This window comes from Massilia sp., assembly GCF_046293535.1.
GTDB lineage: Bacteria > Pseudomonadota > Gammaproteobacteria > Burkholderiales > Burkholderiaceae_D > Telluria.
In genome coordinates, this window is sequence record NZ_JBKBOV010000009.1 from 116,923 (window position 1) to 141,193 (window position 24,271).

General features: G+C 66.2%; 18 protein-coding genes. 17 read left to right on the forward strand and 1 reads right to left on the reverse strand.

Going from position 1 to position 24,271, the window contains the following annotated elements; genetic code table 11:
• Positions 1-6 precede the first annotated feature (6 nt).
• From ACK4S9_RS07620 to ACK4S9_RS07700, 17 genes are all read left to right on the forward strand, one after another.
• Positions 7-1,470: an O-antigen ligase family protein gene (locus ACK4S9_RS07620; protein ID WP_409723686.1), complete on the forward strand. Its 1,464-nt coding sequence runs from the start codon at positions 7-9 to the stop codon at positions 1,468-1,470.
• Positions 1,470-2,993, forward strand: coding sequence for an oligosaccharide flippase family protein (locus tag ACK4S9_RS07625; protein ID WP_409723689.1), 1,524 nt, complete (start codon positions 1,470-1,472; stop codon positions 2,991-2,993). The genes ACK4S9_RS07620 and ACK4S9_RS07625 overlap by 1 nt, the downstream gene beginning before the upstream one ends.
• A gap of 14 nt (positions 2,994-3,007) precedes the next feature.
• The gene (locus ACK4S9_RS07630) at positions 3,008-4,216 is read left to right on the forward strand and encodes a glycosyltransferase family 4 protein (protein WP_409723691.1); all 1,209 of its coding nucleotides are present in this window, start codon (positions 3,008-3,010) and stop codon (positions 4,214-4,216) included.
• A complete protein-coding gene (locus ACK4S9_RS07635; RefSeq protein ID WP_409723694.1) occupies positions 4,206-5,027 on the forward strand; it encodes a glycosyltransferase family 2 protein in 822 nt (273 codons plus the stop codon). Before ACK4S9_RS07630 ends, ACK4S9_RS07635 begins: the two co-directional genes overlap by 11 nt.
• A 278-nt stretch (positions 5,028-5,305) precedes the next feature.
• Entirely contained in the window at positions 5,306-7,540 is a 2,235-nt protein-coding gene (locus tag ACK4S9_RS07640) for a DUF4962 domain-containing protein (protein ID WP_409723696.1), read from the forward strand.
• Between the two features lie 120 nt (positions 7,541-7,660).
• Positions 7,661-8,521 carry a beta-1,6-N-acetylglucosaminyltransferase gene (locus ACK4S9_RS07645; protein WP_409723698.1) on the forward strand — a complete coding sequence of 287 codons (861 nt, stop codon included), beginning with the start codon at positions 7,661-7,663 and terminating at the stop codon, positions 8,519-8,521.
• Between the two features lie 107 nt (positions 8,522-8,628).
• Positions 8,629-9,846, forward strand: a complete 1,218-nt coding sequence (locus ACK4S9_RS07650) for a glycosyltransferase (protein WP_409723700.1) — start codon at positions 8,629-8,631, stop codon at positions 9,844-9,846.
• 186 nt (positions 9,847-10,032) lie between these two features.
• Positions 10,033-11,079, forward strand: coding sequence for a glycosyltransferase (locus tag ACK4S9_RS07655; RefSeq protein ID WP_409723702.1), 1,047 nt, complete (start codon positions 10,033-10,035; stop codon positions 11,077-11,079).
• 38 nt (positions 11,080-11,117) lie between these two features.
• Positions 11,118-13,082, forward strand: a complete 1,965-nt coding sequence (locus tag ACK4S9_RS07660; protein WP_409723703.1) for an alginate lyase family protein — start codon at positions 11,118-11,120, stop codon at positions 13,080-13,082.
• A 25-nt stretch (positions 13,083-13,107) separates the two neighbouring features.
• The gene (locus ACK4S9_RS07665; RefSeq protein WP_409723705.1) at positions 13,108-13,890 is read left to right on the forward strand and encodes a WecB/TagA/CpsF family glycosyltransferase; all 783 of its coding nucleotides are present in this window, start codon (positions 13,108-13,110) and stop codon (positions 13,888-13,890) included.
• A gap of 191 nt (positions 13,891-14,081) precedes the next feature.
• The gene (gene galE, locus ACK4S9_RS07670) at positions 14,082-15,080 is read left to right on the forward strand and encodes a UDP-glucose 4-epimerase GalE (protein WP_409723707.1); all 999 of its coding nucleotides are present in this window, start codon (positions 14,082-14,084) and stop codon (positions 15,078-15,080) included.
• Between the two features lie 36 nt (positions 15,081-15,116).
• Positions 15,117-16,295 carry a sugar phosphate nucleotidyltransferase gene (locus tag ACK4S9_RS07675; protein WP_409723709.1) on the forward strand — a complete coding sequence of 393 codons (1,179 nt, stop codon included), beginning with the start codon at positions 15,117-15,119 and terminating at the stop codon, positions 16,293-16,295.
• Positions 16,292-17,710 (forward strand): mannose-1-phosphate guanylyltransferase/mannose-6-phosphate isomerase, encoded by a 1,419-nt coding sequence (locus ACK4S9_RS07680; RefSeq protein WP_409723711.1) that lies wholly within the window; start codon positions 16,292-16,294, stop codon positions 17,708-17,710. Before ACK4S9_RS07675 ends, ACK4S9_RS07680 begins: the two co-directional genes overlap by 4 nt.
• Before the next feature lie 108 nt (positions 17,711-17,818).
• Positions 17,819-18,559, forward strand: a complete 741-nt coding sequence (locus tag ACK4S9_RS07685; RefSeq protein WP_409723713.1) for a PEP_CTERM-anchored TLD domain-containing protein — start codon at positions 17,819-17,821, stop codon at positions 18,557-18,559.
• A 132-nt stretch (positions 18,560-18,691) separates the two neighbouring features.
• Positions 18,692-19,720: a TIGR03790 family protein gene (locus ACK4S9_RS07690; RefSeq protein WP_409723715.1), complete on the forward strand. Its 1,029-nt coding sequence runs from the start codon at positions 18,692-18,694 to the stop codon at positions 19,718-19,720.
• A 196-nt stretch (positions 19,721-19,916) separates the two neighbouring features.
• Complete coding sequence (locus ACK4S9_RS07695; protein ID WP_409723717.1) at positions 19,917-22,940, forward strand: ExeM/NucH family extracellular endonuclease; 3,024 nt, start codon at positions 19,917-19,919, stop codon at positions 22,938-22,940.
• Between the two features lie 12 nt (positions 22,941-22,952).
• Complete coding sequence (locus ACK4S9_RS07700; RefSeq protein ID WP_409723719.1) at positions 22,953-23,567, forward strand: NF038129 family PEP-CTERM protein; 615 nt, start codon at positions 22,953-22,955, stop codon at positions 23,565-23,567.
• 105 nt (positions 23,568-23,672) lie between these two features.
• Here ACK4S9_RS07700 and ACK4S9_RS07705 read toward each other — a convergent pair whose 3' ends face one another.
• On the reverse strand, positions 23,673-24,008 hold the full coding sequence (locus tag ACK4S9_RS07705) for a hypothetical protein (protein ID WP_409723721.1): 336 nt from the start codon (positions 24,006-24,008) through the stop codon (positions 23,673-23,675).
• Positions 24,009-24,271 lie beyond the last annotated feature (263 nt).

Sequence of the window (24,271 nt, forward strand, 5' to 3'; positions counted from 1 at the left end):
GCGCCGATGAACACGATCCTCCCATACATTTATTACTCGCTGCCGTGGGCCTTCATCATCGGCCTGTCGATCGCGGCCGTCGCGGGGATCGGCATCGGCATCGCCTGGCCGCGCTTCCTGGTCTATCCTTACCTGCTGGTGTACTTCTGCATGAACTCCACCAGCTACGGGAACATGGCGATTTTCGCCACCCGCAGCATCTACAGCCGCGGTTCCGGCCTCCTGCTGTTCGGCCTGGTGCTGTGGTACGTGCTGGGCGCCTGGGCCTGCGCGCGCGTGGCCGCCACCTTCCAGCGCTACCCGACGCCGCCCTGTAACCTGCGGCCCTGGTTCTGGGCCTGGTTCGCGCTGCTGGTCGGCCACCTCGCCGTCGGCCTGATGAACGGCGTCACGGTGGCCGAGGCGCTGACCCCGCAGGGCTTCTCGAACATCGTCTGGATGGCGCCGCTGATCTCGCTGATGCTGCTGTCCTTCCGCACCCGCGAGCACCTGATCGAGCTCACCCATTTCATCCTGATCGTGGGCCTGTGCCGCTCGCTGTTCGGCCTGGTGCGCTGGGCAGCCTTCGGGGGCGATCCGAACAACGTCTACGCCAACCTGAACGCGATCAAGATCCGCCTGACCTTCTTCGACATCAACGACAGCCTGGTGTGCGTCATCGCGTTTGCGATCGCCGCCGTCCACCTGTTCCAGACCGTCAAGACCGACCGCCCGAAGTTCTGGCGCGCCATCGAGTGGATGACATTGATTTCCACCGCGCTGTGCATCCTGCTGTCCTACCGCCGCAGCGCCTGGATCGGCTTCATGCTGGCCTTCCTGGTGATCATGATGCGCTTCCCGCTCAAGCGCCGCATGCAGCTGATGACGGCCGGGCTGCCGGTGGTCGGGGCCGCGCTCGCCTACGTCGCGGTGCAGCGGCTGTCGCAGACCAAGGGGGCGGGCAGCGGCCTGTCCAGCCTGGTCTACGACATGCAGTCCAAGCGCTTCGGGCCCGAGAGCGAACGGGTGCTGGAGCTGAAGTTCGCGCTGGGCGACTTCCTGGCCAACCCGATCACCGGCATCGGCACCTGGGGCAGGTATACCGGCTACCAGTACATCTCGTGGCAGCAGAATCCGGACGGCGGCCTGTTCCTGCATAGCGGGGTGCTGCACATCGCCCTCAAGAGCGGCCTGATCGGCACCGTGCTCCTGTTCGGCACCTTGATCACCTTCGTCCTGTTCGCGCGGCGCGCGCTCAAGCAGCTGCCGCCGGAACTGCTCGGCCTGGCCACCGCCGGGGTGGCGGGGCTTGCCTTCATGATTCCCGATTTCCTGATCGGCACGCCGTTCCCGCAAGTACGCACCAGCCAGATGCTGGCCATCTGCATTGCCCTGCCTTACCTGGCGATGGCGGTGGCCAAGGCGGCGCCGGTGAGCCGGCCGGCCTTGAGGCCCTTCACGCCGCCGCGTCCCCACCTGGTGCCCGCCTGATGAACCTGCGTCTTGCCCGTAACGCCTGGTCGAACCTGCTCGGCGCGGCGATTCCCGCGCTGGTCATGCTCGGCACCGTGCCGCTGGTGGTCAAGGGGCTCGGCGACGCCGGCTATGGCCTGTATTCGCTGGTCACGGCCATCGTCGGCTATTTCGCCGTCATCGACATCAACGTCACCGCCGGCTCGGTCAAGTACATCGCCGAGCACAATGCGCGCAAGGACGAAGAGCGCATCTTCGAGACCGTCTCCTTCGGCCTGGCCACCTATGCCGGCATCGGCCTGCTGGGCGCGCTCGGCCTGTTCTTCAGCGCTGGCTGGCTGGTCGGCGGCGTGTTCGCGGTGCCGCAGCAGCTCATTCCCGAAGCGACCGCCACCTTGCAGCTGGCCGCGCTCGGTTTCCTGGCCGGCCAGCTGCAGAGCTACCTGAACAGCGTGCCGCAGTCGCTGATGCGCTACGACATCTCGGCGCGCCTGGAGATGGTGTTCGGCACCCTGGTGCCGCTGGCCACGGTCGGCGTGCTGCTGCTGGGCTACGGCCTGTTCGAAGTGATCCTGCTGCGCGTCGCCGCCAGCACCCTGCATTGCTCCATCCTGTGGGGCGCGATCCGGCGCCTGCTGCCCGGCCTGCGCTGGCGCTGGCCGGGACACGCTTTCCGCAACGCGCTGCTGGGCTTTTCGGCCTATTCCTTCCTGTCGCGCTTCGCCACGCTGTCCTATGCCCATGCCGACAAGCTGATCATCGGCGCCCTGGTGGGCGTCACCGGACTGGCCTATTTCACGGTGGCGGCCACGCTCGCCAACCGCGTGCTGAGCCTGACCTTCCGCCTGTCCGGCGTGTTCTTCCCGGCCGCCAGCGCGCTGGCGGCCAGCGGCGAGTACGCGCGCCTGGACCGCGTCTACCTGAAGGCGACCCGCTACGTGGTCTTCCTGAATGCCGCGATCCTGGTGCTGGTGGCCGTGTTCGCCCACCAGATCCTCGGCTACTGGATGAACGAGGACTTTGCCCGCGCCGGCGCGCTGGTGCTGGCCGTGATGGCGCTGTCGCAGTTCGTCGATTCGCTCACCAGCCTGCCGTCGCTGGTGAACGACGGCATGGGCCACCCGCGCGTGTCCGGCCTGTTCGCCGTCACCCGCGCCCTGGCCGGCCTGGCCATCGTCTACGTGGGCGTGGCGGGGTGGGGCATCAACGGCGCCGCCTGGGGCCACCTGGTGGCGTCGCTCGTCTTCACCAGTTTCTTCCTGGTCTACGTCCATGGGCGCACGGTGCCGACCACCCTGGCGCGCCTGCTGGGCCAGGGCTATGCGCCGGGCCTGCTCGGCGTCGCCCTGGTGGCCGTTGCCGCCACCGCGGCCGAGCAGCTGTTCGACCGCGGGGCCTGGGATTTCGTGTTCATTCTCGGCGTGACCGTGCTGCTGCTGGGCGTGCACGGTGCGATGTTCGTGGTCGAGCGCGACGACCGGCTGCTGGCGTGGACGCGCCTGAAGGCCAGCCTGTCGCGCTGGCAGGCGAAGGGAGCTTAGTTTTGCGGATATTGATGGTGTCGGAAGATTTGCCGGGCGCCCAGCTCGGCGGCCTGGCCAAGCATGTCGTCACGCTGTCGAATGCCCTGCTCGAAGAAGGCCACCAGGTCGACATCATGGGCCGTTCGGACCGGGCCCACGCAGGCAGTGCCGAGGAGATCGGCTTCCAGGGGAAGTTCGTGCCCGGTTTCGATTTCCGCCGGGTCGGCTGGAAGGAAGCCCAGCTCGGCTTCTTCAATTCCGCCAAGCGGCCCTGGTTCGCCGCCAAGGTGGCGCGCGCGCTGTCCGAGCATGCGCGCGCGGTCGGCAACTACGACGTGGTGCACTACCACGGCCACCTGCCGATGACCGGGCTGTACGTCGACCCCGGCCTGAATTTCGTCCAGACCCGCCACGACCAGGGCAGCGAATGCGTGACCCACCTGCGCTTCAAGGGCGATGCCGTGTGCGAGGAGACCTCGCCGCGGGCCTGCGCCGGCTGCGCCCATGCGGCGCCGGGGCCGCTGCGCAGCCTGCTCTCGGGCCACGCGGTGGCACGCTACCGCAGCGAGACCGAGCGCACTTTCGCGCAGCATAAAACCATCTTCGTATCGGATTTCCTGCGCCGCCAGTTCCTGCGCGCGTTGCCGCAAGCGGACCTGTCGCGCTCGCGCGTGATCCACAACTTCATCAACTACCGCAAGCTGGCGCGCCTGGCAGCGAGCAGCGGCGCGCCCAAGCAGGGGCAGGTGCTGCTGGCCGGCCGCATCGACACCGGCAAGGGCTTCGCCGAATTCCTGGCCGCGGCGCGCGGCCGGCTACCTGCCGGGGCGCAGCTGCTGGTGGTCGGCGACGGCCCGCTGCGCGCGCGCCTCGAAGCCGAATACGCCGGCGAGCAGGTCCGCTTCCTGGGCTGGCAGCCGAACCCGGAAGTGGTGGCCCTGACCGCCACCAGCCAGGTCTGCGTGGTGCCTTCGGTGTGGGAAGAACCTTGCGGCACCACCATCCTCGAAGCGCTGGCACTGGGTCGACCCTGCCTGGCACTGGCGCGCGGCGGCAATCCCGAACTTGCCGTCTACGAGTCCTATCCCGGCCAGCTGCGCCTGGCCACGTCGATGGAGGAGTTGGTCACCCACCTCGTCGACGAACTGGCGCGGCCGGCCCAGGCGCGTCCATTGCCGGCAATCGCCGGGATGGACGTTTTCCAGGCCCTTCCCAAGATCGTGGACTTCTATGCACAATAATCCTTCGACCCCCGTTGCCGGCAAGCCGACTTTTTCCATCGTCACCTGCACCTGGAACAGTGCCGCGACCCTGGCCGACACCCTGGCCTCGGTGCAGGCCCAGACCTGCCAGGACTACGAGCACATTTTCGTGGACGGCGGCTCCACCGACGAGACCCTCGACATGATCGCTGCATACATGAGCGACAAGCCGGGCAGCAAGCGGGTGCTGCGCGACGTCGGCGGCGGCATCAGCCGCGCCATGAACCAGGGCATCGAAGCGGCCCGTGGCGAGTACGTCGCCCACCTGCATTCGGACGATTACTACAACGGTCCCGACGTGCTGGCCACCGTCAAGCGCGCTTTCGACCAGGCCCAGGCGGCAGGGCAGCCGGTGGATTGGGTATACGGGAACATCCAGGTCCTGAAGGACGGCAAGATGGTGCCGCCGTATGCGATGCCGCCTTTTTCCTACCGCTCTTTCGTGGCCGGACGCAGCTCGATTCCGCACCCGGCCGTGTTCGTGCGCAGGTCGGCCTTCGAGCGCGTGGGTGCCTTTGATGAGAAGCTCAAGTACGCGATGGACATCGACCTGTGGCTGCGCCTGGGCGCGGTGTCGCGCCCGGCCATGATCGACCAGCCCCTGACCGTGTTCCGCGACCATGCGGGCAGCGTGTCCTCAGCCAACCGCCTGAAAGCGCGCCAGGAAGAATTCACCGTGCGCCGGCGCCACATGGACAAGGCACCGCTGGCCTTCGGTATTTATTGCCTGCGCTACCTGAAAAGGATGCGCGCATTGCAGGCCGAGGTGCGCGCGGTGCCGGCCCAGTAGCTTTCTGACAGCTTTGCCGTTTTATCTTTGCAGGCAGTTTATGACCGTTAGAAGCCTGCAAATATTGTTCGGTAAAAGTTGAAATTCTGTCGTGGGATTTCTGCAAAGCAAGGAAAAAATCTGTGATTTCTTTGGGGAATTTGCCTGTGCTCAACTTACTTTGGGGTAGCATAACTGCTGTCAAGTAAGTCGTTTCTTTAGAGCATTAGTCTTTCTCCAGCCTGCCGGCGCGTCCGGTCCGGCGCAGTGATTTCAAAGATTTTTTTCGGAGTACCCACATGCAATTTCAACGGAAGAGCCTGGTCCTGATGGCCGCTGTCGCCTCGCTGTTCGCGAGCGTCTCCGCCCGTGCCGACTGGGTTCAGTCGACCGATCCCCTGGTGGTGCAGGCCAAGCCCGAAATGAACTCGGTCCAGGCACAGAATCCTCCGGGATTCACCTGGGCCCGCCACGCGACCGGTCCGGCCAGCTACGAAGTCGAGATCACGCCGGTGGGCGGCACGCCGACCCGCGCCGTGGTCGAGCGCAACTGGTACCTGCCGACCAAGGCCCTGGCCCTCGGCAACTACACCTGGCGCGTGCGCCCGGTCGGCACCAACGAATGGTCGACCCCGCGTAACTTCTCGGTCACCAGCAGGTCGACCAAGTTCGAAGTGCCCGACAACGCCACCCTGCGCAGCCGCATCCTGTCGAAAGCGCGTCCGCGTTCGCTGCCGAACTCGGTGACCCCGTTCTCGACCTGGAACTACGCCAAGCGCACCGCGCTGGAACCCTACCTGAGCCGCCTCGGCAACGAAGTCAAGGCCCAGGTCAGCGCCGTGCCGAGCCTGTCGGACTCGCGCTGGAACATCGTCATCAGCTCGCCGCTGACGGCCGCCATGGCCTCGCAGCAGACCGACGTGCGCCAGCGCATCAACGAAGCGACCCGCCAGATGGAAGCGGCGGCGCTGATGTACAAGCTCAAGGGCGAAAGCCAGTTCCTGACCGAAGCCCTGCGCCGCGGCGATGAGCTGGCCGCGCTCAATCCGTCGGGCCCGACCAGCTACGCCAACCAGGACCAGGCCACCCGCCAGATCGCCTGGGGCCTGGCCAAGACCATCGACCTGCTGGGCGGTGCGCTGGACGGCACCCGCAAGGCGCGCTGGCTCGGCGCGATCAAGATCCGCACCACCGAGATCTACAACAACCTGGCCGGCGACAATGGCCGTCTCGACCAGTACCCGTTCGACTCGCACGGCAACACCAGCCTGGTGTTCCTGGTCCTGATCTCGACCCTGACCCTGGGCGACATCCCCGACGCCGAGAAGTGGTTCGACTTCTCCTTCCGCGCCTATGCCCTGAGCCCGAACCCGTGGAGCGGCCCGGAAGGCGGCTACGCCAACGGCACCGCCTATGCCGAATACGCGGCCGGCTACCTGCTGGCCCTGTGGGACCCACTGACCCACGCCAGCGGCGTGAATTTCTTCGGCAAGCCCTGGACCCTCGGCTTCCTCGACTTCGCGATGGAGTTCACCCCGCCGGGCGCGCGCACCCATGCCTTCGGCGACGCTTCCGAGACCAAGCCGGACCCGCGCGTGTTCCGCGCCTTCGCCTCCCGCATGTGGTCGCCGCGCGCCGCCTGGTACGTGAAGAACACCACCGGCATGGAAGACGCGATGTCGCTGCTGCAGGCCGAATACCCGCTGCCGGTCACCCACACCAGCTGGCTGGAAGCGCCGCAGAACTCGGCCTATTACCCGAGCATCGGCTGGGTCGCGATGCACAGCAACCTGGGCTCGAGCTCGCGCATCTCGACTTTCTTCAAGTCCAGCCCCTACGGCTCGTTCAACCACAGCCACGGCGACCAGAACGGCCTGCTGCTGTCGATCGCCGGCCAGCCGATGCTGGTCAAGGCCGGCTGGTACGACTGGTACGGTTCGCCCTACTGGACCGACTGGTACCACCAGACCCGCTCGCAGAACGCCATCACCTTCGACGGCGGCAAGGGCCAGATGGTGACCGGCTACCGCGAGCAGCTGCTGCGCAACGGCCGCATCACCGCCTTCACCGCCCAGCCGACCTACGACTATGCCGAAGGCGACGCCACCCCCTCGTATGGCGGCCAGCTGACCATGGCCAAGCGCCAGGTCTGGCACCTGCGCAATGCCGGCAACGCCATCCTGGTGCGCGACCGCCTGTCCAGCACCGTGGCCCGCACCTACGAGTGGAACATCCACACGCCGGTGATCATGACGGTCGAGAACGGCCAGAACGTCAAGGTCGTGGCCGGCGGACAGTCGCTGTGCCTGCGTTCGCTGAACGGCAACGCCAGTTTCGCCAAGTGGATCGGCCCGGGCGGCAAGACCAACGTGATCGAAGACCACGGCGCCTTCTACCTGAAGGCCAACGCCAACACCACCGCCGAGTACCTGGTGCTGCTCGACCCCGGTTGCAAGAAGCCGGCCGTGAACATCTCGACCTCGGGTTCGGTGCGCACCGTGACGGTGGGTGGGCAGTCGGTGACCATCAACTAGGATCTAAGCGGGCGCTGTTCCCTCCGCGTGCCATGCTAGACTCGGCGCGCGGCGCCAGTCCCCTGCGGCCCACGCCGCAGGGGACTTTTTCATTGGCGGTCGCCAAGGCGGGAGAGAGTGATGAAGCAGGTGTTCCTGATCTGTGCGCACAAGGACATCGCGCAGCTCAATGCGCTGGTCGAGGCCTTGTCCGACCCCGACTTCACGGTCTACGTCCACCTCGACCGCAAGAGCGCGCTCGACCCGGCCGCCCTGCATCCCGCCGCACGCCCGGTATCGCCGCGCATCGACGTGCGCTGGGGCGGCTTCTCGCAGGTAGAGGCGACCCTGGTGTCGCTGCGCCAGATCCTGCGCGAGCAGACCGACTTCGACAAGCTCGTCTTCCTCTCGGCCCAGGACTTCCCGCTGCTGCCCAACCCCCTGCTCAAGCGCGAGCTGGCGCGCTTGCGCGACCGCGAGCTGCTGGAGACGGCGCCGATCCGCCCCGGCGGCTGGAACGTGGACTTCCGCTACCAGTTCTTCTACCGTGAAGGAGGCGGGCGGCTGGAGCGCCTGGCCTGCGGCCTGGCCAACCGCGTCCTGCGCGCCACCGGGCGCCGGCGCCGCATGCCGGACGGCTTCGCGCCGCACGGCGGCTCGTCCTGGTGGGCCTTGTCGCGCGGCTGCGTGGCCGAGGTGCTGCGCCTGGCCGACGCCCACCCGCGCCTGATGCGCTTCATGCGCACCGTCCAGTGCCCGGACGAGATGCTGTTCCAGACCCTGGTCATGCATTCGCGCTTCGCGGACCGGGTGCTGTCCGATAACTACCGCTACGTGCAATGGCCGGAGCAGGGCGCGCGCAATCCCAAGGTGCTGGACGACGGCGACTTCGAGCGCATCCGCGCCTCGAATGCCCACTTCTGCCGCAAGCTCGATAGCCGGGCCAGCGCGGGACTGCTGCCGGTACTGGTGCGGTGGAAGGAAAGCCGGGCCGCGGCCTGAAGCCGTGTGCCTGGATGTGTTCCAGCGCACGTTAGCGTGTCCTTCCCGAAACGTGCGCGCTCCTTGCCGCGCTAGAATCGGCTGATCTGCCCATCGATACCGGCCCCATGCGCAAAAAGCTGTCCATCGCCTTCATCGTCCGTGATCCCCTGCCGCCGTTGCGTGCCGACCTGGCGACCCTGTTCGGCGCCGAGATGCCGCGCTATGGCGTGAACACCGAGCTGGTGGGCCAGGCCGGCAGCGAGGCCGGCAGCCCGTGGCCGGCCGGCGGCATGCACATGGTCGGCAGCCTGAAGTCGCGCTTCGCCGCCGTGCTGTCGCCGTTGTGGGACTTGCGCGGCCTGCTGCGCGCCGGGCGGCGCGGGCGGCCGGACTGCATCCAGGTGCGCGACAAGATCGCCTCCGGCCTGCTCGGGCGGATCGCCGCCGCCGTGCTGCGCGTGCCCTTCGTTTACTGGATGTCCTTTCCGATCGTCGAGGGTTTCGAGGTGCGGCGCGACGAGATCGGCCGCCGCGGCAAGGGGCTGCTGTGGTGCGGCCATGCGCTGCGCGCCTGGGCCTCGCGCCTGGTCATCTACCGCCTGGTGCTGCCGGGAGCGCGCCACATCTTCGTGCAGAGCGAGGCCATGGCCGACTGGCTGGCAAGCCAGGGTTTCGAGCGCGCGCGCATGACCGCCGTGCCGATGGGCGTCGACGCCGCGCTGTTCGACCGCGACAGCGTCGAGCCGGTCGAGGACCCGCGCCTGGACGGGCGCCGCGTCATCCTGTATCTCGGCCGCATCGCCCAGGCCAGGCGCTCGGACTTCCTGCTCGACGTGGCCGAGCGGCTCAAGGACGCGTTCCCCGACCTGCTCCTGGTGATGGCCGGCGACGCCGCCTCGCACGACGAAATGGCCTGGATGCGCGCCGAGATCGCGCGCCGCGGCATCGATGATCACGTGCTGCTGACCGGTTGGCTGCCCCAGCGCACCGCGCTCGGCTATGCGGTGCGGGCCGAGGTCGGGCTGTCGCCGATTCCGCGCAGCACCCTGTTCGACGTCTCCTCGCCGACCAAGCTGGTCGAGTATCTGGCGCTGGGCATCCCCAGCGTCGCCAACGACATTCCCGACCAGCAACTGGTGATCGACGAGAGCAGGGCGGGGCTGTGCGCGCCGATGGAGGCCGGCCCTTTCGCGGAAGCAGTAAAACGCCTGTTGCAGGACAAGGCGCTTGCCGCCGAGTTGGCCAAACGTGGTCCAGCGTACGTAAGGAGCCATCGGACCTATGCTATTCTGGGGCGGATTGTTGCAGAAACGTACACAAAAATTCTGCCGAACCAGAAGTGAAAAAGCAACACTTCGGTCCGTCAGGCATCGTATCGTGCGCTTCCCGGAGTAAACACCGTTGTACTATCCAAAACAATTTCTAATTTGCAAACCTGTCCGCAGGGAACTGAAGGAAGGGCGAATGGCATGAACCGGGCATCGGCACCAGCAGCGCCAGCGGCGACGCACGCGTCGCCGAAGGTGCTCATGCTGGGTACCGAGCCCGGCGGACGCGGCGGCGTCGCCACCGTGGTCTCGCTGCTGCGCCAGAACGGCCTGTTCGAGCGCGAAGGCGTCTGCTATGTGCCGACCCATGCCGAAGGCAGCCGCGCCGCCAAGATCGGCGCCGCCTTCAAGGGCTTGCTGCGGACCCTGGTCTGCCTGGCGCGCCGCCCGGAAGTCGTGCACGCGCATGCGGCCTCGAACGGCAGTTTCGTGCGCAAGTCGGTGCTGCTGGCCCTGTCGCGCGCGAGCGGCGCGAAAACCGTCTTCCACCTGCACGGCGCCTGCTTCGACCGTTTCATCGAAGCTTCCAGCCCGCTGATGCAGCGCTGGATCCGCCACACGCTGGAGAAAAGCGCGGTCGTCATCGCGCTCTCCAGCCGCTGGGCCGAGTACCTGGAAGGCTTCGCGCCGCGCGCGCATGTCGTCGTGATCCCGAACTCGGTGCCGCTGCCGCCGCCGGCGCAGCAAGCGCCGGAGCCGGGCCGCATCCTCTTTCTCGGCCAGGTCGAGCCGCGCAAGGGCATCTACGAATTGCTCGAAGCGCTGGCGCGGCTGCGCGAAGCTTTTCCGCACGTGCACCTGGCGATCGGCGGCCAGGGCGAGCTGGAGCAGGTCAAGCGCCGCGCCGTCGAACTGGGCGTGGCAGACCGTATTACCGAGCTGGGCTGGGTCACGGCCCAGCGCAAGCAGGAGGAACTGGCGCGGGCGTCCATCTTCTGCCTGCCGTCGCACGCCGAGGGCCTGCCGATGGCCTTGCTGGAAGCGATGGCCGCCGGCAAGGCGGTGGTCAGCACCGGCGTGGGCGGCATCCCGGATGCCCTGCGCGACGGCGACAACGGCTTGATGGTCGAGCCCGGCAATGTGGCTTCGCTGACGGACGCCCTCGGCAGGCTGCTCGCGGACGACGCCGAGCGCCGGCGCCTGGGCGCGCGCGGGCGCGCCACCATCGAACAGGAATTCGAGTCCGGCGTCGTGATCGGACAACTATCAGCGGTGTACCGGCAACTGCGGCAAAGCGCAGCTGGGTGAGAGCATCGCGACCAACTTCGCAGAGCGAGGGGAGAGCTATGAACGCAACAGGAAGCTTGGGATGGCTGGTGAACCGGCTGCGCTGCATGTCGGTCGCCGAAGTGGGCTACCGTGTCCGCCAGGCGGCCGCCACCAGGATGGGGCGGCGCATGGCCGGCCGCACGGCGCCCGCGCCGCTGCCGCGCGCACGCACGCTGGCCGTGCACGGCGCCCCCACGCTGGATCCCGCCGAAATCGACGCCCTGCTGCTCGATGCCGACCGCATCTGCGCCGGCCACGTGGTGCTGTTCGCCGAACGGCGCTTCGACGTCGGCGTGCCCACCGCCTGGAACCGCGATCCCGAGACCGGCGTCACCGGACCCGCGGTCTACGCCGGCGACATCCCGATCACCAACCGCGAGCTGGTGGGCGACATCAAGCATGTCTGGGAACTGAACCGCCACCTGCACCTGGTGCGCCTGGCCCAGGCCTGGGCATTGACGAGCGACCCGCGCTGGCTGCACGCGCTCGAGCAGCAGCTGCGCAGCTGGCTCGACCAGTGTCCGCCGCTCACCGGCCCAAACTGGACCAGTTCGCTGGAGCTGGGCATCCGCCTGATCAACTGGAGCCTGATGTGGCAACTGGTGGGCGGCGAGAACAGCCCGCTGTTCGAAGGCGAGTCCGGCCAGAAGCTGCGCGAAGACTGGCAGGGCAGCATCCACGCCCACTGCCGCAGCATCGCGCGCCACCTGTCGCGCCATTCCTCGGCCAACAACCACCTGATCGGCGAGCTGGCCGGCCTGTACGCCGGCGCCAGCACCTGGCCGTGCTGGAAAGAGTCCGCCGCCTGGCTGGAGCAGGCGCGCCGCGAGCTCGAGACCGAGGCCGTGCTGCAATTCTCGCGCGACGGCGTGAATCGCGAGCAGGCCTTTGCCTACCACATCTTCTCGAGCGAATTCCTGTTCGTCGCCGGCCTGATGGGCCAGGCCTGCGGCCAGCCTTTCCCGCGTCCCTACTGGGCCTCGCTGCAGCGCGCGCTGCGCTTCCTGCGCTCGGTGCGCGACGTTGGCGGCAACGTGCCGGCGGTGGGCGATGCCGACGACGGCTGCGTGTTCCGTCTCGATGCGTCGGGCATGGACCGCGCCGCCCAGTTGCTGGCGCTGGGCGACACCGTCTTCGGCGCCCATGCGGATAACCATCCCGGCGTGCGCTGGCTGCTGCACGCGCTGCCCGGGCCGCGCCCGGATTGCGACCCGCACGAGGTCGACAGCGGCTGGGCCTTCCCGGACGGCGGCTACCTGCTGTTCGGCAACCATTTCGGCGAGCACCAGGAAATCAAGGGCATGCTCGACTGCGGCCCGCTCGGCTACCTCGGCATCGCCGCCCACGGCCATGCCGACGCGCTGGCGATGACGCTCTCGGTGGCCGGCGAGGAATGCCTGATCGATCCCGGCACCTATTCCTACTGGCAGGAGCAGAAATGGCGCGATTATTTCCGCGGAACGTCGGCCCATAACACCGTGCGCATCGACGGCCAGGACCAGTCCGTCAGCGGCGGGCGCTTCATGTGGCTGCGCAAGGCCCAGGCCCATATCGAACGCATGCCCAGCAGCCCGAACGACTTCGATTTCCGCGGCTCGCACGACGGCTATACCCGCCTGTCGGATCCGGTGCGCCACATGCGCAGCGTGCGCTTCGACGGCGCCAGCAATACCCTGACCGTGCGCGACGAGGTGTCGGCGCGCAAGCAGCACAAGGTCGAGCTGTTCTGGCACTTCGCGCCCGAACTCGACGTGCGCCTGACCAGCCATGGCCTGTCGGTGCGCGGCAAGCGCTTCGTGCTGCAGATGGCGGTCAGCGGCGCCGACCTGCAGCTGGAACTGGTGCGCGGCGCCGAGAACCCGCCGCTCGGCTGGTGCTCGCGCACCTATGAATCGAAGCGGCCCTGCGAAGTGCTTCGTATCACGACGGTATCGTCCGCCGTTCCCGTCGAATGCAGGTTTACAATAACGTTCCTGCATTAGCAAAATGTTATTTTTGGGAAATTGCATGAACGCACAGACCACGCAAGCGACGGAGGACCGCATCACCCTGATGGGCTGCCAGGTCGACAACCTGACGATGGAAGAAACGCTGGGGAAGGTCGAGGGCTTCATCGCGTCCGGACTGCCGCACCAGCACGTGGTGGTCAACGTGGACAAGCTGGTCAAGGCCAGCCGCGACCCGGAATTGCGCCAGATTATCAACGAATGCGCGCTGGTAAACGTGGACGGCATGCCGGTCGTGTGGGCCTCGCGCCTGCTCGGCAAGCCGCTCAAGGAGCGGGTCGCCGGGGTCGACCTGTTCGAAGCCCTGATGCGGCGCGCCGGCGAGAAGGGCTGGCGCGTGTTCCTGCTGGGCGCGCGCGAGGAGGTCGTCAGCAAGGTGGCCGAAACCTATACCCGCAAGTACCCGGCGCTGCAGCTGGCGGGCTACCGCAACGGCTACTGGAAAGGCGAGGAGGAGGAGCGGGCGGTGGCGGAACAGATCCGTCTAAGTCATGCCGACCTGCTGTTCGTGGCGATCAGCTCGCCCAAGAAGGAGCAATTCCTCGGCAAGTACCAGGCCCATATGCGCATTCCCTTCGCGATGGGCGTCGGCGGCACCTTCGATGTCGCCATCGGCAAGGTAAAGCGGGCCCCGCTGTGGATGCAGAAATCCGGGCTCGAATGGTTCTACCGTTTCCTGCAGGAGCCGCGCCGCATGTTCCGGCGCTACTTTATCGATGACATGGCCTTCATCGGGCTGTTCTTCAAGGAAGCGCTCAAGGGCAGGCAAATCAAGCAAGGTTAGGGCGGCCGCAGAAGCCGCCCGCACAAGATTACAAAAAGCCCCAAGACAAGCGTCTGCGCAGACCGCATCATCGTGCCTGAGCCGAGCGGCGTGTGCCGGTGTCGTGCGTGGGTTTTCGGCGCCGGGGTGATATGCTACGCCATTGATTAACATATTATTAATACATTTTATATATCACAGAGAGAAACACAATGAAGATCCTGGTTACTGGCGGCATGGGCTATATCGGCTCGCATACCGTCGTCGAGCTGCAGAACGCGGGCCACGAGGTGGTCGTGGTGGACAACCTGTCCAACGCGGTCTCGTCGGTGCAGGAGCGTGTGCAGCGCATCACGGACAAGACCTTCGTCTTCGAAGAAGCCGACATCCGCGACCGCGCCGCCATGGAGCGCATCTTCGGCGCTCACAAGGTCGACGCGGTCATCCATTTCGCCGGCCTGAAGGCGGTGGGCGAATCGGTGGCGCAGCCGCTGCGCTACTACGACAACAACGTCAACGGCAGCGTCATCCTGTTCGAGACGATGGCCAAGTTCGGCGTGACGACCATCGTGTTCTCGTCCTCCGCCACCGTGTACGGCGACCCGGCCTCGGTGCCGATCCGCGAAGACTTCCCGCTCTCGGCCACCAACCCCTACGGCCGCAGCAAGCTGATGATCGAAGACATCCTGCGCGACCTGTCCAAGGCCGAGCCGAGCTGGCGCATCGCGCTGCTGCGTTACTTCAACCCGGTCGGCGCCCACGAGAGCGGCCTGATCGGCGAAGAGCCGAACGGCATCCCGAACAACCTCGTTCCCTACATCGCCCAGGTCGCCAACGGCCAGCGCGACAAGCTGTCCGTGTTCGGCGGCGACTACCCGACCCCGGACGGCACCGGCCTGCGCGACTACATCCACGTGGTGGACCTCGCGATCGGCCACGTGAAGACCCTCGATCGCCTGGCCAGGGAGCCCGGCATCGTCACCTACAACCTCGGCACCGGCCGCGGCAACAGCGTGCTGGAAATGGTGCGCGCCTTCGAGGCGGCCTGCGGCCGCCCGATACCCTACCAGATCGTCGAGCGCCGCCCCGGCGACGTGGCCCAGTGCTACGCCGACCCGGCCAAGGCGCGCGAGGAACTGGGCTGGACCGCCGAGCGCGACGTCGCCCAGATGTGCGCCGACGTGTGGCGCTACCAAACCACTGCCAAATAAGCACTGCCAAACAAACCCTATGTAAAGGACGGTCTGATGAAAGCCATGATTCTCGCTGCAGGCAAGGGCACGCGTGTACGCCCGCTGACCTATGACCTGCCAAAACCCATGATTCCCCTGCTGGGCAAACCGGTAATGGCCTACCTTGTCGAACACCTGAAAAAGCATGGCGTGACCGAAATCATGGTCAACGTCAGCTGGCTCCACGAAAAGATCGAGGAGTACTTCGGTGAAGGCGAGCAGTTCGGCGTCCAGATCGGCTACTCGTTCGAGGGCTACATCAACAACGAGGGTGAGGTCGTGCCCGAGCCGATCGGTTCAGCCGGCGGCATGAAGAAGATCCAGGAATTCGGCGGCTTCTTCGACGACACCACCATCGTACTGTGCGGCGACGCCCTGATCGACCTCGACCTGAAAGCCGCGTTGCTCGAGCACCGCCGCAAGGGCGCGATGGCCACCGTCATCACCAAGGAAGTCCCGTGGGACAAGGTCTCGTCGTATGGCGTGGTGGTCACCGACGCCAACGGCCGCATCGTCGAGTTCCAGGAAAAGCCGAGCGAAGCGGAAGCCAAGTCCAACTTCATCTCCACCGGCATCTACATCTTCGAACCGGAAGTCATCGACCTGATTCCTTCCGGGGTGCCGTTCGACATCGGGTCCGAACTGTTCCCGCTGCTGGCCGAGCGCGGCCTGCCGTTCTATGCCCAGGGCCGCCCCTTCAACTGGCTCGACATCGGCACCATGAGCGACTACTGGGAAGTGCTGCAGACCGTGCTGACCGGCGAGGTCAACCACATGGACGTGCCCGGCATCCAGATCGAGCCGGGTGTCTGGACCGGCCTGAACACCAGTATCGACTGGGAAGGCACCACCATCGAGGGCCCGGTCTACATCGGCTCCAACGTCAAGATCGAAGCCGGTGCCCGCATCGTCGGTCCGACCTGGATCGGTCACGGCAGCCACATCTGCGAAGGCGCCGAGATCGTGCGTAGCATGTTGTTCGAATACACACGGGTGTTGCATGATGTAACATTGCACGAAATGATAGTTTTCAAGGACTACAGTGTCGACCGCAGGGGCGAGATGAAGCATGCCTCCGAGTATTCTTCGCAGGAATGGCTGAATGCGCGCGACCGCCGCCGTTCGGTCCGCAAGGAAATCGATGGCGTAGCCCAGAACGCAATTCAAAAGATCAAAGAGAAAGTAAGCGCATGAAAATTTATCCAGTCATTCTCTCCGGCGGCGCCGGTACCCGCCTGTGGCCGCTGTCGCGCGCCGTGCTGCCCAAGCAGCTGCTGCCGCTGGTAGCGGACAGGACCATGCTGCAGGAAACTGCGCTGCGGGTGGCCGGCTGGCCGGGAGTGATGGCGCCGCTGGTCGTGTGCGGCAACGACCACCGCTTCATGGTGGCCGAACAGCTGCGCGAGACCGGCATCACCCCGCTCGGCATCCTGCTCGAACCGGTCGGCCGCAACACCGCCCCGGCGGTGGCCGCGGCCGCCCACTACCTGAAGGCGATCGACCCGGAAGCCATCATGCTGGTGCTGCCGGCCGACCACGTGATCGAGAACGGCGCCGCCTTCCGCGACGCGGTCGAGCGCGCCGTCACGCTGGTGGGCCAGGGCGCACTGGCCACCTTCGGCATCGTGCCCAAGACCCCGGAAACCGGCTACGGCTACATCCGCCGGGGCGAGCAGGTCGCCAACTGCGGCGACTGCTACAAGGTGGCGCGCTTCGTCGAGAAGCCGGATGCCGCCACCGCCCAGGGCTTCCTGGACGACGGCGGCTACTACTGGAACAGCGGCATGTTCATGTTCCATGCCGAGCGCTTCTTGCAAGAGCTGCAGGAGCATGCGCCGGCCATCGCGCAGGCGGCCGAAAAAGCCGTCAGCACGGGCTACCGCGACCTCGACTTCTGCCGCCTGGAAGAACAGGCCTTCTCGGACAGCCCGTCCGATTCGATCGACTACGCGGTGATGGAAAAGACCGCCGCCGCCGCCGTGGTGCCGGCCGACATCGGCTGGAACGACGTCGGTTCCTGGTCGGCGCTGTGGGAAGTGCAGCCCAAGGATGCCGACGGCAACGCCCGGCGCGGCGACGTCTACCTCGACGGCGTCAAGAATTCGCTGGTGCGCGCCGAATCGCGCATCGTGGCCGTGGTCGGCGTGGAGAACCTGGTCGTGGTCGAGACCCAGGATGCGGTGCTCGTCACCCACAAGGACCAGGTGCAGCGCGTCAAGCAGGTGGTCGACCACCTCAAGTCCAAGGCGCGTACCGAGCACCTGCACCACACGCGCGTCTACCGCCCGTGGGGCCATTACGAGGGCATCGACGCGGGCGACCGCTTCCAGGTCAAGCGCATCACCGTCAAGCCGGGCGAGAAGCTCTCGCTGCAAATGCACCACCACCGCGCCGAACACTGGGTCGTGGTGTCGGGCACCGCACGCGTGACCTGCGGCGAAAAGGTCTGCCTGCTGTCGGAAAACGAGTCGACCTACATCCCGATCGGCATCACGCACCGCCTGGAAAACCCGGGCAAGATGCCCCTGCACCTCATCGAGGTGCAGTCCGGCAGCTACCTGGGCGAGGACGACATCGTCCGCTTCGAGGACATCTACCAGCGCGCCTGACCCACCCTCCGTTATAGCGCCGGGTCCGCTTGCATCGCGGAACTGTGTGAACCCCTTTCGGAACGCGGGCATACAATGCCCGCAACTGAACCGAGCGAGGGGGCATCCATGAAAACAATGCTTGCGGCATCGAGCCTGGCCATCGGCATGACGCTGGGCCTGGCCGCGCCGGCCGCGCATGCCCAGGTCGGCGCGCCGCTGCTGGACCTCACCCTGTACGGCCAGCTCGAGCGCTGGCTGGGCGCAGGTCCGCTGGACCTGCGCAACATCTACACCCGGGAGCAGGGCCACAATTCGCGCGATTTCCATGCCGCCGCCGACGGCGCCGGCATGAACTTCACGCTGATGCAGGTCACCAACGATTTCGGGAGAAGCTGGATCGTCGGCGGCTACAATCCACAAAGCTGGTCCTCGACCGACGGCTGGCACGAAACGCCGCGCGACTGGCAGCGCACCGCCTTCATCTTCAATTTCACCGACGCCAAGCTGTGGCGCCAGGTGCTGTCCGAAGACATCCTGCCGAACCGCGGCCTGCGCCAGACCTACAACGAACCCAACCACGGTCCGACCTTCGGCGCCGGTCCCGACCTGTTCGTCAACGACCGCCTGAATGCCGCGCTGTCCTGGCAGGTGAGTTACGGCGACGGGCTGTCCGAGGGCATCAGCATCATCGACGGCAGCACCGGCGGCCAGTTGTTCCGGGTCGACGCGCTCGAGGTGTATTCGATCTCGCTGGTGCCGGAACCCGGCAGCACCGCGATGTTCATTGGCGGCCTGGGCGTGCTGGGCTGGGCGGCATGGCGCCGGCGTGCCGCCGCGGTCCCCGCCGCCGGGAGGCGCAAGCACTGAAGGGCAGGGTGCGCATCGTCGCATGACGGCTTGGCAAGCTGTGGCATGATGGCGGCGGAGCCCGGCTCCGCCATTCGTCCACCTTGCCACCGACCCATGCGACTGAACCTGCAAACCGGTTTGGGTGCGCCTTTGCGTGCCATCCGTTCCTGCTGCCTTGCGGCCTGCTGCCTTGCCGCCGCCGTCCTTGCGCAGGCTGCCCATGCTGCCGGCGCGACCGCGCTCAAGCCCGAACAGCTGGCCATCGTCATCAATGACGAGGACCCGAACAGCGTCGCCGTCGGCGCCTATTACCGCAAGCGCCGCGCGATCCCGGCCGCGAACGTGGTGCACGTGCGCATTCCGGGCAAACCCAGGTCGCTCAGTCCGGCCCAGTTCCGCCTGCTGAAGGAAGAGATCGACAGCAAGCTCGGCCCCGGGGTCCAGGCCGTGCTGATGGTCTGGACCGCGCCCTATGCGGTGGACTGCAATTCGATCACCGGCGCCTACACCCTCGGCTTCGACGGCGGCCAGTGCGCCAGGACCTGCGCACCCGGCCAGCCCAGTGCCTATTTCAACAGCAAATCGGCGCAGCCCTTCAGCGAGCACGGCATGCGGATCTCGATGCTGCTGCCCACCGAGTCCGTGCAGGAGGCGAAAGCGCTGGTCGACCGCGGCGTCGCCGCGGGTTTCCGTACCGTGCCCGCCACCGCCTATTACCTGGCCACCTCGGAAAAGGCGCGCAATACGCGTGTCGGTTTCTTCCCGAAGCCGGGACGCATTCCCGGGCGCCGCCTGTCTACCCGCGTGATGCAGGCCGACGTGCTGGAAGGGGCAAAGGACGTGCTGGTCTACCAGACCGGCATGGCCCAGGTCGCCAAGCTCGAGACGCTCGGCTTCGTGCCCGGGGCCCTGGCCGACCACCTGACCTCGCTGGGCGGCGACCTGCTCGGCAACAGCCAGATGAGCAGCCTGCGCTGGCTCGAGGCCGGCGCCACCGCCAGCTACGGCACCGTGAGCGAACCCTGCAACCACTGGCAGAAATTCCCCAATCCCTCGGTCCTGCTGCGCCACTACCTGAGCGGCAACAGCGCCATCGAAGCCTACTGGAAGAGTGTTGCGTGGCCGTCACAGGGCCTGTTCATCGGCGAACCGCTTGCTGCGCCGTATCGCGCACGTTAGCAGCAACTAAACATACATACACAGCAGTAGCAGCTTATCTTGTCGCCCGTTAATAAAAGGGCCGGCCGGCTTGCGCCTGGCCGTCATGACATTGTCACTAGTTGGATTTACTATCAATTTTGCTAATGGTAAATTGCATTTTGCTAACGTAGTTCCCTACAACTAGTTGCATCCGAATTACTTATTCAGGAACCTCATGAACAAGCTACCCGCTTCGATTCACGCGCCAGGCCGCCTTACCGTGCTGGCTGCCCTGCTTGCCCCCCTGCTCGCCGGCATAGCCGCACCCGCGCTGGCCGACGCGCCGGTCGTCATCAGCCAGGTGTACGGCGGAGGCGGCAATGCCGGCGCCCAGTACAAGCACGATTTCATCGAGCTCTTCAACCGCAGCGGCAGCCGGGTCGAGATCGGTGGCTGGAGCGTGCAGTATGCTTCCGCCACGGGCAATTCTTGGGCGGTTACCGCGATCACCGAAGGGGTGGCACTCGAGCCGGGCCAGTATTACCTGATCCGCCAGGCGCCAGGCACCGGCACGCAGGCGGAGACGCCGTCCGACCAGCAGCCGGCGAACCCGAACGGGGGAACCGCGATGTCGGCAAGCGCCGGCAAGGTAGCGCTGGTCAGCAACAGGACCGCGCTGACCGGCACCAATCCCTCCGATAGCGCCCTGGTCGACCTGGTCGGATTCGGACCGACCGCGAACGGCTCGGAAGGCGCGCCAACCCCGGCCCTGTCCAATTCCACGGCTGCCCTGCGCAAGAGCAATGGCTGTCAGGATAGCGATTCGAATGCCGCCGACTTCGGCACCGGCGCCCCCACCCCGCGCACACGCAGCAGCCCGTTCAACGCCTGCGATCCGGCGTCGCCGCCAGTCCCGACGGCGGCGCCGATCGTCACCTCCTGCCCGGCCACCGTGAACGGCGAGCAGGGCAGCGCATTCAGCGCGAGTCTCGGCGCCAGCGATCGCGACAGCATCGTCAATGGCGCGACGATCACCTCGGGTGCCGCTCCAGGCATCTCGCTGGCCAATTTCATCGCTGCCAGCGCCGATGGCGCCAGCGCCAGCGTCAGCCTGGTGGCCGATGCGTCTGTGCCTAGCGGCAACTACCCGGTCGCGGTCAAGTTCACCAATAACGCGTCGCAGGAAGCCACTTGCACGGTGACGCTGAGCGTCAGCGGCATGCTGACGATCCCGCAGATCCAGGGCAGCGCCGCCGCCAGCCCGTACCGGAACACCGTCCAGACCACGACCGGCGTGATCACCCACAAACTCGCCGGCGGCGGCTTCTTCATCCAGGACGCGAGCGGCGACGGCAACCCGGACACGTCCGACGCCCTGTTCGTGTTCGGCGCCAGCACTGCCGCCGCGGTCGGCGACCTGGTGCGCGTGACGGGAACCGTGATCGAATACACGCCGAGCGGCGCCACCCGCTCGTACACCGAGCTGAGCAACGTTACTTCCGTGACTCGCGTCGGTCCTGGCAGCACCGTGGCGCCCACCAACATCGAGCTCCCCAACAGCGACCTGGCACGTTACGAAGGCATGCTGGTGCGCTTCGTGGGCGACCTTACCGTCAACCAGACCGCCTATCTTGGCGAGCGCGGTGAACTGACGCTGTCCAACGGCCGCCGTGAACTGCCGACCAACCGCTACCTGCCGGGTTCGAGCGAAGCGATCGCGCTGGCAGCGGCCAACGCCCGCAACATGATCGTGCTCGACGACGGCATCTTCAGCACCCCGGCCCAGGTTCCTTACCTGTTCGCAGACGGCACCGTGCGCGCCGGCGACACCGTCAGCGACCTGACCGGCGTGCTCGATTTCGGCGCCATCGGCGGCGGTGGCGCGGCATTCAAGCTCCAGCCGACCACAGCGCCACAGTTCTCGCGCACCAATCCGCGCACCGACGGTCCGGTGCTGGCGGCCGGCAACGTCAAGGTGACGAACGCCAACGTGCTGAATTTCTTCACCACCTTCACCAACGGCGGCGACGCCTGGGGCGGCACCGGCAAGGGCTGTACCGTGGGAAGCACCACCCGCGCCAGCAACTGCCGCGGGGCCGACAACATGGCCGAGTTCGAGCGCCAGCGCGACAAGATCGTCGCCTCGCTGAAGGCGATCGACGCCGATGTCGTGGGCCTCAACGAAATCCAGAACAACGGCGACATCGCAGTCGGCTACCTGGTCGACCAGCTCAACGCGGCCTATGGCAAGCCGACCTATGCGGTCGTGCCCAAGCCGGCCGCCCTAGGGACCGACGCCATCCGTGTGGCGATGATCTACAAGCCGGCGGCGCTCTCGCTGGTCGGCGGCGCGCTGTCGGACGGCCACGACCTCAACAACCGCCCGCCAATGGCCCAGACCTTCAAGGCCGCCAATGGCGCGAAATTCTCGATGGTGGTCAATCACCTGAAATCGAAGGGCGGTTGCGGCGGCGCCGGGCCGGGCGACACCGATAGCGGCGATGGCCAGGGTTGCTGGAACAAGACCCGCGTCGAGCAGGCGCAGCGCCTGGTCAGCTACTTCATCCCGCAAGTCGTTGCCGCTTCCGGCGACCCCGACGTGCTGGTGATGGGCGACCTGAACGCGTATGGCTTCGAGAACCCGATCACCTACCTGACCTCGAACGGTTTCGTCAACCAGATCGAACGTTTCGTGCGCCCGAGAGGCATCGCCTACTCGTACATCTTTGGCGGCCTCAGCGGCTACCTCGACCACGCACTGGCCAGCACCTCGCTCGACCCGCAGGTGGCCGACGTGGCCGAATGGCACAACAATGCCGACGAGCCGGAAGCGATCGACTACAACCTGGGCGATAACGCCGTGGATCCGTACGTCAGGAACGCCTACCGCGCTTCGGACCACGACCCGGTGGTGGTCAGCCTGAACCTGGCGCCGACCTTCTCGGATGTGACGTCGAACTTCACGATCTACCGTTCGGGCCTGGCCCTGAACCGTACGACCGGCCAGTACAGCGGCACCTACCGCTTCACCAACAACACCGGCGCCACGATCGCCGGTCCCTTCCACGTCGAGCTGTCCGGCCTGCCGGCCGGCGTGACGCTGGCCAATGCCAGCGGCACCCGCAACGGCAATCCCTATATCACCGCCGGCGCCGCCACGATCGCACCGGGTGCAAGCGTCAGCGTGACGACCGTGTTCAACAACCCATCGAAGCTGGGCATCAACTACAGCGCGACCATCTACAGCGGTTCATTCTAAGGAAAACGATCCATGTTCAATGTAAAGACCTTCTTGCGCCAGGCCGCCCTGACCCTCGCCCTGGCGGGCAGTTCACTGGCGGCACTGGCCGGGCCGCTCGGCTACCACGTCAAGGTCGACACCAGCGGACGCTCGGGCGCCGCCTATCTCGACCTGCAGTTCAATTCCTTCCCGGAGGCCAGCCGGGTGACGGCGACGATCTCGAACCTGACGGGGATGTTCGGCGGGGTCAGCGAGTCCGACCAGGTGGTGCTCAATCCTGACGGCAGCTTTACCCTGGCCAACCTGCCCGAGCTGGGCAGCTATCTCAAATTCGACGTGCTCCTTGGCGCCGGCTTCGGGTTCGACATTCTGTTCAGCGACGACCAGGGCCTTGACACCGGCATGGACGGCAGCATGCTGACGGTCGGCCTGTTCGACGACAGCGGCGCCATCGGCCAGGATTACGGCATCGTCCGCTTCGAATTGTTCCCGGGAGTGGGGATGCTGGGGCCTTTCGCCGATGGGGAATTCGCCACTGTCGACCCGGTTCCGGCAGCGGATGTGCCGGAACCCGCCGATGGATTGCTGATGTTGACCGGGCTGGCCTTGCTCGGTTTCACGCTGCGCCGCCGTTCGGTGCGCTGAGCGCGTGCTGATTGGCGGCCGCGGCCGCCAAAAAAAAACACACCACGCCGCATGCGGCTGGTGTGTCTTTTTATGGGAAACCAGCCTGCCCGATAGGGCAGGGGGTCAGGACTGGGCCGGGCCGTTGCCTTCGGCCGCGGCGCGGCGCATGGCGTCGATGCGGAAGGCTTCGGCATTGCCGTCGATGATGCGCAGGCTGGCGCAGCCTTCGGCGGCGCAGTCGGGGACCGGATTGTTCGGGCCGGCGGCAGCGGCGACGGCCGGGCCGGTCGATGGGGCCGCGGGGGCGGCAGCGGCACCGGCGCTAGCCGCGACGCCCAGGTCGCTCTGGATTGCCGAGCCGAGCGTCTTCGGCATCTGGCTCTCCTGCTGGCCTGCGCCGCAGGCGGTCAAGAGGGTGGTCAGGGAGATGGCGGCAAAAGTACGGAAGGAGATGTTCATGGTCGGTCTGTTGAGCAAGCTCGTCTGTAACGAGTCTTATTGTAGTGAGTAAATTTTTCCAGTGCTCAATTATTTTCGTTAGCGAACAGCAAATATTAAGACTTAGAAACAAAATAGGGCGAAGTTGCGCGATGTTGGGCGAAATTGATGCCTATGTTTTTAAGGAAATAAAAAATTCATTAGGGAAATTGATGTCGTGCGGCAACAGGTGGATGTTGCTATGCACGAGCCTTGTCCCGCTTTGTTGCCGTGCTGGCAAACCC